Annotated in this window: 14 protein-coding genes and 2 pseudogenes; 7 read left to right on the top strand and 9 right to left on the bottom strand. The window is 72.9% G+C overall.

The window, feature by feature from the left end; translation table 11 throughout:
• A pseudogene (locus B7767_RS42940) lies at positions 1-573 on the bottom strand (ABC transporter permease); the annotation flags it as partial.
• Positions 574-680: 107 nt separating this feature from the next.
• On the opposite strand from B7767_RS42940, the gene B7767_RS42935 reads away from it, so the two are divergent.
• Positions 681-1,310: a TetR/AcrR family transcriptional regulator gene (locus B7767_RS42935; RefSeq protein WP_085576521.1), complete on the top strand. Its 630-nt coding sequence runs from the start codon at positions 681-683 to the stop codon at positions 1,308-1,310.
• A gap of 234 nt (positions 1,311-1,544) precedes the next feature.
• Complete coding sequence (locus tag B7767_RS42930; RefSeq protein ID WP_085576520.1) at positions 1,545-3,146, top strand: alpha/beta hydrolase; 1,602 nt, start codon at positions 1,545-1,547, stop codon at positions 3,144-3,146.
• Between the two features lie 72 nt (positions 3,147-3,218).
• Here B7767_RS42930 and B7767_RS42925 read toward each other — a convergent pair whose 3' ends face one another.
• Positions 3,219-3,944, bottom strand: a complete 726-nt coding sequence (locus B7767_RS42925; RefSeq protein WP_085576519.1) for a 1-acyl-sn-glycerol-3-phosphate acyltransferase — start codon at positions 3,942-3,944, stop codon at positions 3,219-3,221.
• A 165-nt stretch (positions 3,945-4,109) separates the two neighbouring features.
• On the opposite strand from B7767_RS42925, the gene B7767_RS42920 reads away from it, so the two are divergent.
• Positions 4,110-4,565: an RpiB/LacA/LacB family sugar-phosphate isomerase gene (locus tag B7767_RS42920; RefSeq protein WP_085576518.1), complete on the top strand. Its 456-nt coding sequence runs from the start codon at positions 4,110-4,112 to the stop codon at positions 4,563-4,565.
• 5 nt (positions 4,566-4,570) lie between these two features.
• On the opposite strand, the gene B7767_RS42915 is transcribed toward B7767_RS42920, so the two are convergent.
• The 5 genes from B7767_RS42915 to B7767_RS42895 form a co-directional block, all read right to left on the bottom strand.
• Positions 4,571-5,800 carry a PP2C family protein-serine/threonine phosphatase gene (locus tag B7767_RS42915; protein ID WP_085576517.1) on the bottom strand — a complete coding sequence of 410 codons (1,230 nt, stop codon included), beginning with the start codon at positions 5,798-5,800 and terminating at the stop codon, positions 4,571-4,573.
• Positions 5,801-5,811: 11 nt separating this feature from the next.
• A complete protein-coding gene (locus B7767_RS42910; RefSeq protein ID WP_085576516.1) occupies positions 5,812-8,277 on the bottom strand; it encodes a SpoIIE family protein phosphatase in 2,466 nt (821 codons plus the stop codon).
• A gap of 148 nt (positions 8,278-8,425) precedes the next feature.
• Entirely contained in the window at positions 8,426-9,652 is a 1,227-nt protein-coding gene (gene rocD, locus B7767_RS42905; protein ID WP_085576515.1) for an ornithine--oxo-acid transaminase, read from the bottom strand.
• The gene (ddaH, locus tag B7767_RS42900) at positions 9,649-10,461 is read right to left on the bottom strand and encodes a dimethylargininase (protein WP_085576514.1); all 813 of its coding nucleotides are present in this window, start codon (positions 10,459-10,461) and stop codon (positions 9,649-9,651) included. The genes rocD and ddaH overlap by 4 nt, the downstream gene beginning before the upstream one ends.
• A gap of 124 nt (positions 10,462-10,585) precedes the next feature.
• Entirely contained in the window at positions 10,586-11,089 is a 504-nt protein-coding gene (locus tag B7767_RS42895) for an Lrp/AsnC family transcriptional regulator (protein ID WP_085576513.1), read from the bottom strand.
• Positions 11,090-11,166: 77 nt separating this feature from the next.
• On the opposite strand from B7767_RS42895, the gene B7767_RS42890 reads away from it, so the two are divergent.
• Genes B7767_RS42890 through B7767_RS42875 form a run of 4 tightly spaced genes read left to right on the top strand, consistent with a single transcriptional unit; the run spans position 11,167 to position 15,243 of the window.
• Positions 11,167-11,940 carry a LytTR family DNA-binding domain-containing protein gene (locus B7767_RS42890; protein WP_085576512.1) on the top strand — a complete coding sequence of 258 codons (774 nt, stop codon included), beginning with the start codon at positions 11,167-11,169 and terminating at the stop codon, positions 11,938-11,940.
• A gap of 12 nt (positions 11,941-11,952) precedes the next feature.
• Positions 11,953-12,309, top strand: coding sequence for a hypothetical protein (locus B7767_RS42885; protein ID WP_085576511.1), 357 nt, complete (start codon positions 11,953-11,955; stop codon positions 12,307-12,309).
• A gap of 19 nt (positions 12,310-12,328) precedes the next feature.
• On the top strand, positions 12,329-14,041 hold the full coding sequence (locus B7767_RS42880) for a cation acetate symporter (RefSeq protein WP_085576510.1): 1,713 nt from the start codon (positions 12,329-12,331) through the stop codon (positions 14,039-14,041).
• Complete coding sequence (locus B7767_RS42875; protein ID WP_085576509.1) at positions 14,038-15,243, top strand: sensor histidine kinase; 1,206 nt, start codon at positions 14,038-14,040, stop codon at positions 15,241-15,243. The genes B7767_RS42880 and B7767_RS42875 overlap by 4 nt, the downstream gene beginning before the upstream one ends.
• 20 nt (positions 15,244-15,263) lie before the next feature.
• Here B7767_RS42875 and B7767_RS45545 read toward each other — a convergent pair whose 3' ends face one another.
• Entirely contained in the window at positions 15,264-15,440 is a 177-nt protein-coding gene (locus tag B7767_RS45545; RefSeq protein WP_030822347.1) for a membrane protein, read from the bottom strand.
• 13 nt (positions 15,441-15,453) lie between these two features.
• Positions 15,454-15,648, bottom strand: a pseudogene (locus tag B7767_RS47580) (serine/threonine protein phosphatase); the annotation flags it as partial.

The following is a 15,648-nucleotide window of genomic DNA, read 5'->3' as shown; positions in this document are numbered from 1 at the left end:
CGCGGCCACCACGCCGACCAGGGCGGCGGAGCCGGCCAGTGCGGCCACCGCGCGGGCGCCGCGCAGCCCCAGCAGCGTCACCGCGACACCGGCGCCGATCCCGGCCAGGGCCAGCGGCAGCACGCTCGTGTTCAGGACCGCGCCGCGCGGATCCCCCTCGGGGGCGGGCACCACGTCCATGGTGGCGACCCGGCCGCCCGGGGCGGAGGCCTGAGAGGCCACCGCCTGCTGAAGCAGCTGGGCCACGACCGGACTCGCGGCGGACGCGGTGAGCAGTTTCGGCCCCTGCCCGGTGACGACGACCGCGCCGTACACCTCGCGGTCCTCGACCGCTTCCCGGGCGGCGGCCTCGTCCGCGTAGTGGTGGAGGTCGAAGGCGCCCTTCCGGTGCTCCAGCCGCTGCTCCACCGGTGCGGTCGCGGCGGCGGGGCCGGCCACGCCGAGCGGCAGGTCGCGGGGTGCCGTACGGGCCGCGGGCCAGGCGAAGGCCCAGAGTGCCAGCCCCACCAGGACGGGGATCAGCAGCGTCACGGCGGCGACGCGACGGCGCGGTGACAGGGTCGAGAGGGACATGAGGACTCCGGCGGTCATAAAGAAGGATCGTTCGTTTTAGGTTCATGGCCACCGTCCCGCTCCGTCCGCTCCTTGTCAAGAAGGAATGTTCGTTTTAGATTGCGGTCATGGCCCGCGTATCCCAGGAACACCTCGACGCCCGCCGCCGCCAGATCCTCGACGGCGCCGCGTCCTGCTTCGCCCGCAACGGCTTCCACGCCACCTCGATGCAGGACGTGCTCAAGGAGGCGGACCTCTCCGCGGGCGCCGTCTACCGGTACTTCCGGGGGAAGGACGAGCTGATCGCCGCGATCGTGACCGAGGTGCTCGACACGGTGCGCGGCATCCTCGAACAGGCCGCCCAGGAGAGCCCGCCGCCCGCTCCGGACGTGCTCATCCCGCGGTCCCTGGCCCGGATGAGGGAGCAGCGGCCGGCCACCCTGGACGACGGCGAGTGGATGTTCCCGCGGCTGATGATCCAGGTGTGGACGGAGACCACGCGCAGCCCCGAGCTGGCGGCCGTGCTGGGCGAGGGGTACGGGAACGTCCGCAGGGCCTGGGGGAGGGTCGTCGAGGGCTACCGGGACGCCGGTCTGATGCCCGCCGACGTCGACACCGACGCGGTGGCGCGGGCGATGATCGCGCTCGTACAGGGGTTCGCCGCTCAGATGGCGCTCTTCGGGGGGATCTCCGAACGGGCGCTGGGTGAGGGGCTGCGGGCGCTGACGGCCATGGGTTCCGCCCGCGCGGACACCTGACGGGTGGTGGCCGCTCCGGGGCCGCGGCCCCGGACCCCCCTTCGGCCTGAACGGCCTCGTCCTCGAACGCCGGACGGGCTGGAAACACCTGGCCCGCTGAGAGTGCGTCCGATTGATGGGGCGTCAATATCCGGTTATCGGATTGGCAAAGAACGGCCTCGAACCCTGTTCCCGGCCACCTCACAGCGGCGAGGATCCCCCTGCCCATCGCAACGACGTAGGGGGAGGCCCCACTTGAGGGACAGCAGACCGAAGAGGCGGGCGGCCGCGCTCGGTTCGGCCGGAGTGCTCGTGACGGCGACGCTCATAGCCGGCGCCGTCGCGGCGCCCACGGCGAGCGCGACGGCGGACACCCACCACGGCAAGGACCGCGAGGCCAGGGGCGTGGCGATCGCCGCCGCCCGGGCCGCGGAGACCGGCGTCGACTGGCAGGACTGTCCCGCCGACTGGAACCTGGCCAAGCCGATCCAGTGCGGCTGGGTCTCGGTGCCGATGGACTACGCCAAGCCGTACGGCAAGCAGATCAAGCTCGCCGTCGACCGCATCGGCAACACCGGCACCAAGGACGAACGCCAGGGCGCGCTCCTGTACAACCCGGGCGGTCCAGGCGGTTCCGGTCTGCGCTTCCCGGCCCGGGTCACCGCCAAGAACCCGGTCTGGGCCGACGCGGCCAAGGCGTACGACTTCGTGGGCTTCGACCCGCGCGGCGTCGGCAAGTCCGCGCCCATCTCCTGCGTCGACCCGCAGGAGTTCGTCAAGGCGCCCAAGGCGGACCCGGTGCCCCGCTCCGAGGCCGACAAGCTGGCCCAGCGCAAGCTCGCCCGCGAGTACGCAGAGGGCTGTCACGAGCGCAGCGGCGAGATGCTGCCGCACATGACCACGCCGAACACCGCGCGCGACCTCGATGTCATCCGCGCCGCCCTCGGCGAGCGGAAGCTCAACTTCCTCGGCGTCTCCTACGGCACCTACCTCGGCGCCGTCTACGCCACCCTCTTCCCGGGCCACGTCCGCCGCATGGTCGTCGACAGCGTCGTCAACCCCTCCCGCGAGAAGATCTGGTACCAGGCCAACCTGGACCAGGACGTCGCCTTCGAGGGCCGCTGGAAGGACTGGCAGGACTGGGTCGCGGAGAACGACGCGACCTACCACCTCGGAGACACCCGCGCCGAGGTCCAGGAGCGGTGGCTCGAACTGCGCGCCACCGCCGAGAGGAACCCCCTCGGTGGCGTCGTCGGCCCGGCCGAGCTGATCTCCTTCTTCCAGAGCGCCCCGTACTACGACTCCGCGTGGGCGCCCACGGCGGCCGTCTTCAGCCAGTACGTCGCCGGCGACACCCAGGCGCTCGTCGACGCCGCCGCCCCCGACCTCTCCGACACGGCGGGCAACGCGGCCTCGGAGAACGGCAACGCCGTCTACACGGCCGTGGAGTGCACCGACGCCAAGTGGCCCACCAGTTGGCGCAAGTGGGACCGCGACAACACCCGGCTGCACCGGGACCATCCGTTCATGACCTGGGCCAACGCCTGGATGAACCTGCCCTGCGCCACCTGGCCGGTCAAGCAGCAAACGCCCGTGGACGTCAAGTCCGGCAAGGGTCTGCCGCCGGTGCTGATCGTCCAGTCCGAGCGCGACGCGGCCACCCCGTACGCGGGCGCCGTCGAACTGCACCAGCGGCTCAAGGGATCCCGCCTCATCACCGAGCGGGACGCCGGATCCCACGGCGTCACCGGCCTGGTCAACCCGTGCGTCAACGACCGGGTGGACACCTACCTGCTCACCGGCGAGGTGGACCGGTCCGACGTGACCTGCGCACCGCACGCCACGCCGAAGCCGTAACACCCGCGCCGTACGACACACCAGGGGCGGCCGGAACCCTCCGGCCGCCCCTCGTCCGTGCGCCCACCGGGATCAGCTCAGCGGCATGCGCGGGAAACGGCGCCTGTCCTCCGCCTTGCGCTCGGCGTCCTCCGCCTTGGCGACGGCCGCGTACTGGTCGACGTACTCCTGCTCGGACAGGGTGAGGATGGCGTACATGAGCTCGTCGGTGGCGGCGCGCAGGACCGCCTTCTCGTTCTCCATCCCCGCGTAGCGCGAGAAGTCCAGCGGCTTGCCGAAACGGATCACCACCGGGTGGATCCGGGGGATCTTCCTGCCGGGCGGCTGGGCCTCGAACGTGCCGATCATCGCGCAGGGAATCACCGGGACGCCCGCCTTGAGGGCCATCACCGCGACACCGACCTTGCCCTTGTAGAGGCGGCCGTCGTGCGAACGCGTGCCCTCCGGGTAGATGCCGAGCAGTTCCCCCTTGCCCAGCACGCCGAGGCCCTCCCGGATGGCGGCCTGCCCGGCCTCCTTGCCGGAGCGGTCGACGGGGATCTGCCCCGCGCTGTGGAAGAAGAACGCCGTCAGCCGGCCCTTGAGGCCGGGACCGGTGAAGTACTCGGCCTTGGCGAGGAAGGTGATGCGCCGCTTGAGCACGGCCGGCATCAGGAAGTGGTCCGAGAACGACAGGTGGTTCCCCGCGACGATGGCGGCGCCGGACGACGGCACGTGTTCCAGGCCCTCTATTCGCGGCCGGAAGACCAGACGCAGCAGCGGGCCCAGCAGCACGTACTTGAGCAGGTAGTAGAACAAGGACACGCTCCTCGACTCCGGCGGACGGGCGGTGCCTCCGCGTCCCGGCAGGCCATCCGGCACGTCGTGGGGTGCCAGTCTAGGCGCGGGCGGTGCGGCCCGGCATCAGGTTCGACGCGACCGGAAGGCACCGTGCCGGACGGCCGGCCGAGTAGGCTCGGACGCATGCGGATCTCCGTCTCCTCCGACATGGACGAACCCGTGGCCCGCGCCCTCCTCGCCGAACTCCGCGAGCGCGGCCACGAGGTACGCGCGCACGGAGCCCTGAACCCCGGGGACGACCCGCGGTGGGCCGTCTGCTCGGCGGCGGCGGCCCGTGAGGTCGCCGCCGGCACCGCCGACCAGGCGGTGGTGTGCTGCTGGACCGGCACCGGAGCCGCGATCGCCGCGAACAAGGTGCCCGGCGTCCGGGCCGCCCTGTGCACGGACGCCTACACGGCGGACGGCGCGCGCCGCTGGAACGACGCCAACGTGCTGGCGATCGGCCTGCGGCTGACGTCCGGGCCGCTGCTGACGGAGATCCTCGACGCCTGGTTCGCCGGCGCGCCCAGCGACGACCCGGAGGACCGGCGCAACGTGGAACACACCGCGCGCCTCGACCGGGAGCGCGCCGGCTCCTGACCCGCCTACAGCCGTACGACGACCAGTGCCGTGTCGTCGGTGGCGCCGCCCGGCGGCAGCAGCTCCAGCAGCACGGTGTCCGCGAGCGTCTCGGGATCCTGCGTCCGGTGCCGGCGCAGGGCCTCGGCGAGCCGCAGCAGCCCCGTGTCGATGTCCTCCCGGCGCCGTTCGATCAGCCCGTCGGTGTAGAGCACCAGGGTCGCCCCCGGCTCGAACCCGGTCGCCGCCTCCGGCCGGGGCGCCGGGTCCGGCCGGGCGTCGAGCGGCGGGTCGGTGGCCCGGTCGAGGAACTCCACGCGTCCGTCGTGATGGAGCAGCACGGGCGGCGGATGGCCGGCGCTGCTGTAGGTGATGGTGTGCCGGTCGAAGTCGATGAAGGTCGTCACCGCGGTCGCGGACTCGGCGCCGTCCACCACATGGGCGTAGCGGCCCACCACGTTCAGCGCCTGCGCGGGCCCGTCCGCCACCCGGGAGGCGGCGGTCAGCGCGCTGCGCAGCTGGCCCATCACCCCGGCCGCAGCCAGCCCGTGCCCGACCACGTCGCCCACGGACACGCCGATGCGGTTCCCGCCCACCAGGTCGACCAGGTCGTACCAGTCCCCGCAGACGTTGAGCGCGCCCACCGCGGGCCGGTAACGCACGGCGGCCCGGTGGTGGCCGACCTGCCGGCGGGCGGGCAGCATCGCCTCCTGCAGTGCCAGGGCCACCTCGCGCTCCCGGGCGTGCGCCTGGCGCAGCCGGTTGTTGAGCTCCTGCAGCTCGCGGGCGCGCGCGTACAGCTCGGCCTCCAGCATCCGCCCCCGGCCGTCACCCGCGCCGCCCCGGACCCGGATCAGCTCGGTGACCTCCTCGACCCGGTGCACGATCAGCACGACATGCCCGTCGGGGTCGAGCACCGGGGTGTTCACCGGGCTCCAGTAGCGCTCCTCCCACTTCCCGGAACGCTCCGGGTTCTCCACGTCGTAACGCTGTACCGCCATGGTGTCGCGCTCACCCGTGGACAGGACCCGCCGCAGCGAGGCGCGCAGTTGCCGCGCGCCCACGGCCTCCGGGTCGTTCGGGTTCTCCGGGAACACGTCGAACAGGAAGCGGCCCACCACGGTCTCGCGGGGGCGTCCGGTCCCGCTGACGAACGCCTCGTTGACGTCCGCGTACACCAGGTCCGGGGTCAGCAGTGCCACCATGCCGGGCAGGGCCCGGTAGACCGCCGCGTAGTCGATCGGCGCTTCCGCCATGGGCTCTCGCCTCATTCCAGCGGCGCGGTCAGTGACTGTTCCGCCCAGATGATCTTCCCGTCGGGAACGAACCGGGTGCCCCACCGCTGGGTGAGCTGCGAGACCAGCAGCAGCCCGCGCCCGCCCTCGTCCATCGCGCGGGGATGCCGCAGATGGGGTGCGGTGGCACCGCCGTCGAACACCTCGCACACCAGCGCCTGCTCGTGGATCAGCCGCAGCCGGACGGGGCCGCCGGCGTGCCGGATGGCGTTGGTGACCAGCTCGCTGACGATCAGCTCCGTGGTGAAGACCAGGTCGTCCAGTCCCCAGCGGGCCAGCTGCCGGGTGCTGGTCCTGCGGGCCTCGGCCACGACCGCCGGGTCCGCCGGCAGGTCCCAGACCGCGATCCGCCCGGGGTCGAGGCGTTTGGTACGGGCCATCAGCAGGGCCACGTCGTCGTACGGCCTGGCCGGGACCAGCATGTCGACCACCGCGCGGCAGCTCGGCTCGAGCGCGGTCGCGGCGCCCCGCAGTGCCTGCCGCAGCCGTTCGCGGTCCGTCCCGTCGGGCGAGGGCCCCCCATCGGGCGAGGGCTTTCCGCCGGCCAGCAGACCGTCCGTGTGCAGGGCGAGCGTGCTGCCCTCGGCCAGGGCCAGCTCCACCGCCTCGAACGGCGGGCCACCCACCCCGAGCGCCGGTCCCTGCGGGAGGTCGACGAAGGTGACCGTGCCGTCGGGCGCCACCACGGCGGGCGCGGGATGGCCGGCGGCCGCCATCGTGCACTGCCCGGTCACCGGGTCGTAGACGACGTACAGGCAGCCGGATCCGACGGACCGGCCGGGGAAGTCCCCGGACTCCCCGTCGCCCTCGTCCCGCGCCAGCCGGGACGCCAGGTCGTCCAGATGGGCGAGCACCTCCTCGGGCGGCAGGTCGATCGCGGCCAGCGTCCGTACGGCGGTGCGCAGCCGCCCCATGGCCGCGGCGGCGTCGATGCCGTGCCCCGGCACCTCGCCGACGACCAGGGCGACACGGGCGCCGGACAGCGGGATCAGGTCGTACCAGTCGCCGCCCAGCCCGGTCAGCTCGTCCGCCGGGCGGTAGCAGGCGGAGACCTCCACGGCGTCCTGCTCGGGCAGTCGCCGGGGCAGCAGACTGCGCTGCAGGACCAGCGCGGCGTCCCGCTCGCGGGTGTAGCGCCGGGCGTTGTCCACGCAGACGGCGGCGCGGGAGACGAGGTCCTCGGCCAGATGGAGGTCGTCCTCGGTGAAAGGGTCGTGCCGACGTCGGAAGAACCCGGTGACGCCCAGGGTGCCGCCCCGGGCCCGGACCGGGACGATCATCGCGCTCCGCAGGCCGAGCTCCAGGAAGGTGGACTCCCGGCCGCCCGGCGGCGTGACCCACGCCAGGGCGAGCGGGTCGAGCCGCTCCTGGAGCCAGGACCGGCCCGTGGTCAGACAGCGCACCGGCGGAGAGTCCGCCAGGTACCGCAGGACCGTCCCGGTCTCCATGACCGCCCGCGGCAGGTCCTCGTACAGCGACCGCTGGCCCGCCCGGCACAGCGGCACCCGGTCGGAATCGGTGAGCGGGCCCGGCTGGACCTCGGCGCCGCGCAGTACCGGCTCCAGCAGGTCCACGGTGACGTAGTCCGCGAGTTCCGGCACGGTCACGTCCGCCAGTTCCTGCGCGGTGCGCAGGACGTCCAGGGTGCGGCCGATGTGCTTGCCGGCCCGGTCGAGCAGGGCGAGGCGCTGACGGGCGCGGTGCCGCTCGGTGACGTCCACGACGGTGTAGTACACGCCCATCGGGCGGCCCCGGTCGTCGTCGAGGCGGGTGAACGACAGCATGTGGACGGTCTCGCGCAGCGGCGCCGAGCGGGCGTGGCCGACGTGTTCGTAGTCGACCACCTGCTCGCCGGTGTCCAGTACGTGCCGCATCCGTTCCTCGACGGCCTCGGCGTCCAGCCCCGGCTGGACGTCCGCGAACCGCAGCCCCAGGCGCCGCCCGGCCGGCCCGCCACCGAACTGTTCGAGCGCGGCGTTGGACCACACGAAGCGCAGCTCCGTGTCCACGATCGCGATGCCGATCGACGTCCCGGCGACCATCTGCTCCAGCACGGCGCGGCTCATGTCCCAGCCGGACGAGCCGGCCAGTTCCGAGAGCAGGACCAGCAGCGACGAACGGCCCCGCGGCCCCAGGGTCGGCGTGATCCGCACCATCACCGCGACCGGCCGCCCGTCCCGGTGCCGGGCCGTCATCAACCCCGCCCAGTCGCCGTCCGAGCGGCACCGCTCGACCAGGTCCGGCACCCGCTCGGCGTCCTCGGGGACCAGCAGCTCGGCGAACTTGCGGCCCACGGCCTCGGCGGCGCGGTACCCCAGCAGCCGCTCGGCCCCGCCGGTCCAGCTCGACACCATGCCGTGCGGATCAAGCAACAGGGGAACGGCGTCGGCCACATCGAACCCCTGCCGGGCAACGTCCTGCTCCTTGTGTCCGCCCACGGCCGACCTCTCTGTCGCTGAGAGTGGTCTACCCCCTCTTGTCCCCATCTTCACCCTTCGGGAAGGATGAGGGCCTTTTGGGATATGCCGTCCCCCGCCGGGTGCCCGCCGGGTGCCCGCGGGGTGCCCGCCGGGGGACGGCGGGGGCTCAGGCCTGCCGAGCCAGGACCTTCTCCACGGTGTGCAGGGCGCTCTGCAGCTCCTCCGCCGTGACGGTCAGCGGCGGGGCCAGGCGGATGGTGGAGCCGTGGGTGTCCTTGACCAGGATGCCCTCCCTCATCAGGCGTTCGCTGACCTCGCGGCCGGTGCCGAGCGCCGGGTCGACGTCCACGCCCGCCCACAGACCGCGGGAGCGGAACCCGACCACGCCCTTGCCGACGAGCGACTCCAGGCCCTCGCGCAGGATGCCGCCCAGTTCCGCCGCCCGGCGCTGGAACTCGCCCGTCTCCAGCAGCTCCACCACGGCCGTACCGACCGCCGCGGCCAGCGGATTGCCGCCGAAGGTCGACCCGTGTTCACCCGGACGGAGTACTTCGAGCACCTCCCGCCGGGCCACCACCGCCGACACCGGGACGATGCCGCCGCCCAGCGCCTTGCCGAGCAGCACGACGTCCGGGACGACCGACTCGTGCTCCACGGCGAGCGTACGGCCGGTGCGGCCCAGGCCCGACTGGATCTCGTCCGCGACAAACAGGCACCCCGCGCGGCGCGTCAGCTCCCGCACCCCGGTGAGGTAGCCGTCGTCCGGGACGATCACGCCCGCCTCGCCCTGGACCGGCTCGATCAGCACCGCCGCCGTCGTCTCGTCGACCGCGGCCTCCAGCGCCGCGAGATCGTTGTACGGCACCACCCGGAAGCCCGGGGTGAAGGGCCCGAACCCGCTCCGCGCGACCTCGTCCGTGGAGAAGCTCACGATCGTCGTCGTACGGCCGTGGAAGTTGTCCGCCGCCACCACGATCGTCGCCCGGTCCGCCGGGACGCCCTTCACGTCGTAGGCCCACTTGCGGGCCACCTTGATCCCGCTCTCCACCGCCTCCGCGCCGGTGTTCATGGGCAGCACCATGTCCAGCCCGGTCAGCGCGGCCAGCCGCTCCGCGAACTCCGCGAGCCGGTCGTTGTGGAACGCGCGCGAGGTCAGCGTGAGCCGGTCGAGCTGGCGGTGCGCCGCCTCGACCAGCGCCGGATGCCGGTGGCCGAAGTTGAGCGCCGAGTAACCGGCCAGCATGTCGAGGTACCGCCGGCCCTCCACGTCCTCCACCCACGCGCCCTCCGCGCGGGCGACGACCACGGGCAGCGGATGGTAGTTGTGCGCGAGGACCGGCTCCTCCGCGCCGATCAGCTCGGCGGACGTACGCGCGGGGACGACAGCAGTCATGAGCGGATCTCCTGTGTGCAGCACTTGATGCCCCCGCCCGCCTTGTGGAACTCGGACATGTCGACGGGGACGGGAACGTAGCCGCGGTCGGCGAGCCGGGCGGCGAGGGCCGTGGCCCCCGGGGAGACGAACACGTGGCGCCCGTCGGAGACGGAGTTCAGACCGAACGCCATCGCGTCCTCACGGGTCGCGAGCACCGCGTCCGGATACAGCCGGGCGAGCACCTCGCGGCTGCCCGGCGAGAACGCCTCCGGGTAGTACGCGACGTTCTCCTCGTCCAGCACGAACAGCGCCGTGTCCAGGTGGTAGAAGTACGGATCCACCAGCGTCAGGCCGATCACCGGCACCCCGAAGAACTCCTGCGCCTCGTGGTGCGCCTCACGGGTGGTGCGGAAGCCGGTGCCGGCGAGGATCCAGCGCCCGGCGGGCACCAGGTCGCCCTCGCCCTCGCACACCGACCCGGGGTGCTGGACGTCGTACCCCTCGGCCTTGAACCAGGCCTCGTACGGCACGGACTCGGGGCGCCGCTCGGGCGCCAGGAACAGGGAGCCGAGGACGCGGCCCCCGACGACGACCGCCGCGTTCGCGGCGAACACCATGTCGGGCAGGGCGGGCTCGGGGTTCACGGTCTCCACGGTATGACCGTGGTCGCGGTAGGTGTCGACCATCGTCCGCCACTGGCGTTGGGCGAGGGCGACGTCGACGGGACGGTCGGGACGCATCCAGGGGTTGATCGCGTACCGGACGGCGAAGTGTCTGGGTTCGCAGACGAGGTAACGCCGCCGGGACGCCACACGGAAGTCGTGCACAGAGGGGTTCCTCCGCTTCCACGCGGTCTCGACAGGGGGTGAGACCACGGTAGGAAGCGGGCGACACGGGCGACAAGGAACAAGAGCTGCGTGTTCACGCAGGAACACTGCGCAGTTCCACCGTTCAGCGCACGTCCGGTGCGCCGCCCGGCGCCGGCTGACTCACTCCTGCCTCAGGACTGTCCGGCAGCAGGTGGGACAGCACCATCACACTGATCGTCTTCCGGATGAACGGCTCCTGGCGGATCCGCTCCAGCACCTCCTCGAAGTGCTCCACGTCCCGCGCCCGCACGTGCAGCAGCGCGTCCGCGCCCCCGGTCACCGTCATCGCCGCGGCGATCTCCGGATGGTTGCGCACCACCTCCGCCAGCCGCCGGGGCGGCGCCGCCCCCTCGCAGTACACCTCGACGTACGCCTCGGTGCGCCAGCCCAGCGCCGACGGCCGCACCGTCGCCGTGAACCCGGTGATCACCCCGGTCTCGCGCAGCCGGTCCACCCGGCGCTTGACCGCCGTCGACGACAGCCCGACGGCCGCGCCGATCTCGGCGAAGGACGTCCTGGCGTTCGCCATCAGCGCGGTGACGATCTTCCGGTCGAGTTCGTCGAACGACGCGGGCCTGCTGTTCATGCGGGCACTGTATCCAGCGCGAACGCCCATGTCCGGGGCATGTCCAGACGTGGAAAACCCCCCTACACTCCACCTTCATGCTGCGCGCCCTCGCCGTCGACGACGAACGCCCCTCACTGGAGGAACTGCTCTACCTGCTGAACACCGACCCCCGCATCGGCAGTGCCGAGGGCGCCGGCGACGCCACCGAGGCGCTGCGCCGCATCAACCGCGCCCTGGAGTCGGGACCCGACGGGCCCGAGGCCATCGACGTCGTCTTCCTCGACATCCAGATGCCCGGCCTCGACGGACTCGACCTGGCCCGGCTGCTCACCGGGTTCGCCCGGCCGCCGTTCATCGTGTTCGTCACCGCCCACGAGGACTTCGCCGTCCAGGCCTTCGACCTCAAGGCCGCCGACTACGTCCTCAAACCCGTGCGCAAGGAACGGCTGGCCGAGGCGGTCCGCCGCGTCGTCGAACTGCGCGCCGCCGCACAGCGCGACACCACAGCCCCGCGCATCCCCGTGCACGAACCCGACCCCGACCACATACCCGTCGAACTCGGCGGCGTGACCCGCTTCGTCGCCGTCGACGACATCACCCACGTCGAGGCCCAGGGCGACTACGCCCGCCTGCACACCGACCGGGGCAGCCACCTCGTACGGATCCCGCTCTCCACCCTGGAGGAGCGCTGGCGCTCCCGCGGCTTCGTCCGCATCCACCGCCGCCACCTGGTCGCCCTGCGCCACATCGGCGAGCTCCGGCTCGACGCGGGCACCGTGAGCGTCCTGATCGGCTCCGAGGAACTCCAGGTCAGCCGGCGGCACGCCCGTGAACTGCGGGACCTGCTGATGCGCCGGACCACGAGCTAGAGGGGAGGACGCATGCCCCAGGACCCGACCGAACGCCGGGTGGTCGTCACCGGCCCGCCCCGCCGCGCCCGCCGCTCCTTCGGCTACTACCGCCCGCGCACCGAGATCGACGAGCAGACCACCCTCGGCCACACCTACGTCCGCTCCCTGATGCGCATCCAGCTGCGCACCGGACTCACCGTGTTCGCCGTCCTCGTCCTGCTCGTCGGCCCGCTCCCGCTGGTCTTCGCCGCCGCCCCGGACGCCCGCCTGGAGTGGGCGGTGCTCGGCTTCGGGCTGTACCCCCCGCTGGTCCTGCTCGCCCGCTGGTACGTGCGCCGCGCCGAACGCAACGAACGCGACTTCGTGCGGCTCGTCGAGGACCGCTGAGACCGGAACGCACACCGCCGTGAACTCCACCTACGCCGTTCCCGCCGTCGCCCTCGTCGTCCTCGCGACCGTCCTCGTCGGCGCCTTCGGCCTGCGCGTCTCCCGCACCACCTCCGACTTCTACGTCGCCTCCCGCACCGTCGGCCCCCGCCTCAACGCGGCCGCCATCAGCGGCGAGTACCTCTCCGCCGCCTCCTTCCTCGGCATCGCGGGCCTCGTCCTCGTCCAGGGCCCGGACATGCTCTGGTACCCGGTCGGCTACACCGCCGGCTATCTGGTGCTGCTGCTGTTCGTCGCCGCCCCGCTGCGCCGCTCCGGCGCCTACACCCTGCCCGACTTCGCCGAGGCCCGGCTCGCCTCGCAGACGGTACGGCGGCTCGCGGGCGCCTTCGTCGTCGGCGTCGGCTGGCTGTACCTGCTGCCCCAGCTCCAGGGCGCGGGGCTCACCCTGACCGTCCTCACCGGAGCGCCCGACTGGCTCGGCGGGGTGATCGTCGCCGCCGTGGTCACCGTCATCGTCGGCGCGGGCGGCATGCGCAGCATCACCTTCGTCCAGGCCTTCCAGTACTGGCTGAAACTCACCGCCCTGCTCGTCCCCGCCCTCTTCCTGATCACCGCCTGGCAGAGCGACGGCGCCCCCAGCCACGCCTTCGACGAACCGGCCGCCTTCCGCGAACAGCGGGTGGTGCGCATCGACGACACGCTCGTGCTCCGGCTCACCGAGCCGCTCACCGTCACCGTGGACGGCACCGTCGACGGCCGCGAGCTCGACGGCGCCGAGACCGGCCTGTCCGCGGGACCCCACCGCATCGACGGCGGCACCCGGCTCACCTTCGCCGAGGGCACCGAGGTCCCCGCCGCCGGACGCGGCGCCGACGACGCCCTGTCGCCCTCCCGCGCCGAGTCCCGCGAGGAACGACCGCTGTACGCCACGTACGGGCTGATCCTCGCCACCTTCTTCGGCACCATGGGCCTGCCCCACGTGGTGGTCCGCTTCTACACCAGCCCGCACGGCGTCGCCGCCCGCCGCACCACCGTCGCGGTCCTCGGCCTGGTCGGCGCCTTCTACCTCCTCCCGCCGGTCTACGGCGCCCTCGGCCGGCTCTACGCGCCCGAGCTCACCCTCACCGGCGACGCGGACGCCGCCGTCCTGCTCCTGCCCGGCCGCATGATCGGCGGGACGGGCGGGGACCTCCTCGGCGCGCTGGTCGCCGGGGGCGCCTTCGCCGCGTTCCTGTCGACGGCCTCCGGGCTCACCATGGCCGTCGCCGGCGTGCTCACCCAGGACGTGCTCCCCACCCGCGGCGTACGGCACTTCCGGCTCGGCACCGTGCTCGCCATGGCCGTACCGCTCGGGGCGAGCCTCCTGGTCGGCGGGCTGCCGGTGGCCGACGCCGTGGGGCTCGCCTTCGCCGTGTCGGCCTCGTCGTTCTGCCCGCTGCTCGTCCTCGGCATCTGGTGGCGCCGGCTGACCCCGCCCGGCGCGGCGGCCGGGATGCTGGTGGGCGGCGGCTCCGCCTTCCTCGCCGTCGCCGCGACCATGGCCGGCTACCCGGGCGCGGGGCCCTGGCACGCCCTGCTCGCCTGGCCCGCGCTGTGGTCGGTGCCGCTGGGCTTCCTCACCATGATCCTGGTGTCCCTGGCCACCCCCGGCCGGGTACCGCCCGGCACGGCGGCGGTCCTGGCCCGCTTCCACCTGCCGGAGGAACTCCGTACGGAGGTGTCCGCATGAGCGGTTTCCTCGCCGGTCTGCTCGTCGCCGTCCTGCCCCTGCTGGCCGCCGGGTTCTGGATCGGCCGGCGCACCGCCCGCCCCGCCAGCCTCGCCGGACTCGGCACCCCCGTCGAGCACGCCACCTTCGAGACCCTGCACACCGCGTCCCTGGCCACGCCCCCGCTGCGGGCCGGCCTGACGGAGGAGGCCGCCGGCAAGTCCGCCCGCAAACTGCGCTCCCTGCTGGGGACGGACGCCCTCTGCCTCACCGACCGCGACCGGGTCCTCGTCTGGGACGGCGTCGGCGCCCACCACCGCGCCGAGATCATGGAACGCCTCACCGGCCCCCTCGACACCGGCCGCGGCGAGGCCTTCCCGCTCACCTGCGACACCCCCGACTGCTCGGTGCGCTGGGCGGTCGTCACCCCGCTCACCGTCGACGACCGGGTGCACGGCGCGCTCGTCGCCTGCGCGCCCCGCGAGTCCGCGGTCCTGGTCCGGGCCGCCGGGGAGGTCGCCCGCTGGGTCTCCGTCCAGCTCGAACTCGCCGACCTCGACCAGTCCCGCACCCGCCTCATCGAGGCCGAGATCAGGGCCCTGCGCGCCCAGATCTCCCCGCACTTCATCTTCAACTCGCTCGCCGTGATCGCCTCGTTCGTGCGCACCGACCCCGAACGGGCCCGCGAGCTGCTCCTGGAGTTCGCCGACTTCACCCGCTACTCGTTCCGCCGGCACGGCGACTTCACCACCCTCGCCGACGAACTCCACGCCATCGACCACTATCTGGCACTGGTACGGGCACGCTTCGGCGACCGCCTCTCCGTCACCCTGCAGATCGCCCCCGAGGTGCTGCCGGTCGCGCTGCCCTTCCTCTGCCTCCAGCCGCTGGTGGAGAACGCCGTCAAGCACGGCCTGGAGGGCAAGGCGGACAAGTGCCACATCCAGATCACCGCACAGGACGCCGGCGCCGAGGCCCTGGTCGTCATCGAGGACGACGGCGCCGGAATGGACCCCGGCCTGCTCCGCCGCATCCTCGCCCGCGAGGTCAGCCCCACCGGCGGCATCGGACTGTCCAACGTCGACGACCGGCTCCGCCAGGTCTACGGCGACGACCACGGCCTCGTCATCGAGACGGCCGTGGGCGCGGGCATGAAGATCACCGTCCGGCTGCCGAAGTACCAGCCGGGCGTGCACCTGACGGGGCGGCTCACCCCGAAGTGAGGCCGCCGCCCCGGCGCCCCTCAGGCGCTGCGGGTGGCCACCATTCCCAAGGTGATCAGCCCCAGGACGACCCAGCCGAACCACAGCCAGCCGTTGCTGCCGAGCGCCACCGTGTACGCCGTCACGGCGACCAGACCGCCGACGGTGAGCACCCCCATGGTCTTCGTCGACGTGGAACCGTTCGTGGAACCGGGCATCGCAACACCCTCCTCATGGTTCGGCTCCCTCCATGGTGCCCCCGTTCTGCCTCCTTACGGTGCACACGACGACATGTGTGCCTGATTTCCAGGGCCCCTCACTGGTCCACGACCCCGCTTCGTGGACCGACGGGTCGAAACCGTAGTCACGCGGCGGCACCTCACGCGCACACGCCGTGTCCGACTCGGTGCGCGCCTCGGCGAGCGT

It is taken from the genome of Streptomyces sp. 13-12-16 (genome assembly GCF_002114215.1).
Lineage (GTDB): Bacteria > Actinomycetota > Actinomycetes > Streptomycetales > Streptomycetaceae > Streptomyces.
The sequence above is the reverse complement of the archived record's forward strand: the minus strand, read 5'-3'. Positions and strand labels throughout refer to the sequence as shown.

What these genes read in the sequence shown, in the direction of transcription:
- rocD (WP_085576515.1), bottom strand. Translation starts at nt 9,652, where the DNA reads ATGACTGCTGTCGTCCCCGCGCGTACGTCCGCCGAGCTGATCGGCGCG.
- B7767_RS42915 (WP_085576517.1), bottom strand. Translation starts at nt 5,800, where the DNA reads ATGGCGGAAGCGCCGATCGACTACGCGGCGGTCTACCGGGCCCTGCCC.
- B7767_RS45545 (WP_030822347.1), bottom strand. Translation starts at nt 15,440, where the DNA reads ATGCCCGGTTCCACGAACGGTTCCACGTCGACGAAGACCATGGGGGTG.
- B7767_RS42890 (WP_085576512.1), top strand. Translation starts at nt 11,167, where the DNA reads ATGCTGCGCGCCCTCGCCGTCGACGACGAACGCCCCTCACTGGAGGAA.
- B7767_RS42920 (WP_085576518.1), top strand. Translation starts at nt 4,110, where the DNA reads ATGCGGATCTCCGTCTCCTCCGACATGGACGAACCCGTGGCCCGCGCC.
- B7767_RS42875 (WP_085576509.1), top strand. Translation starts at nt 14,038, where the DNA reads ATGAGCGGTTTCCTCGCCGGTCTGCTCGTCGCCGTCCTGCCCCTGCTG.
- B7767_RS42885 (WP_085576511.1), top strand. Translation starts at nt 11,953, where the DNA reads ATGCCCCAGGACCCGACCGAACGCCGGGTGGTCGTCACCGGCCCGCCC.
- B7767_RS42935 (WP_085576521.1), top strand. Translation starts at nt 681, where the DNA reads ATGGCCCGCGTATCCCAGGAACACCTCGACGCCCGCCGCCGCCAGATC.
- B7767_RS42895 (WP_085576513.1), bottom strand. Translation starts at nt 11,089, where the DNA reads ATGAACAGCAGGCCCGCGTCGTTCGACGAACTCGACCGGAAGATCGTC.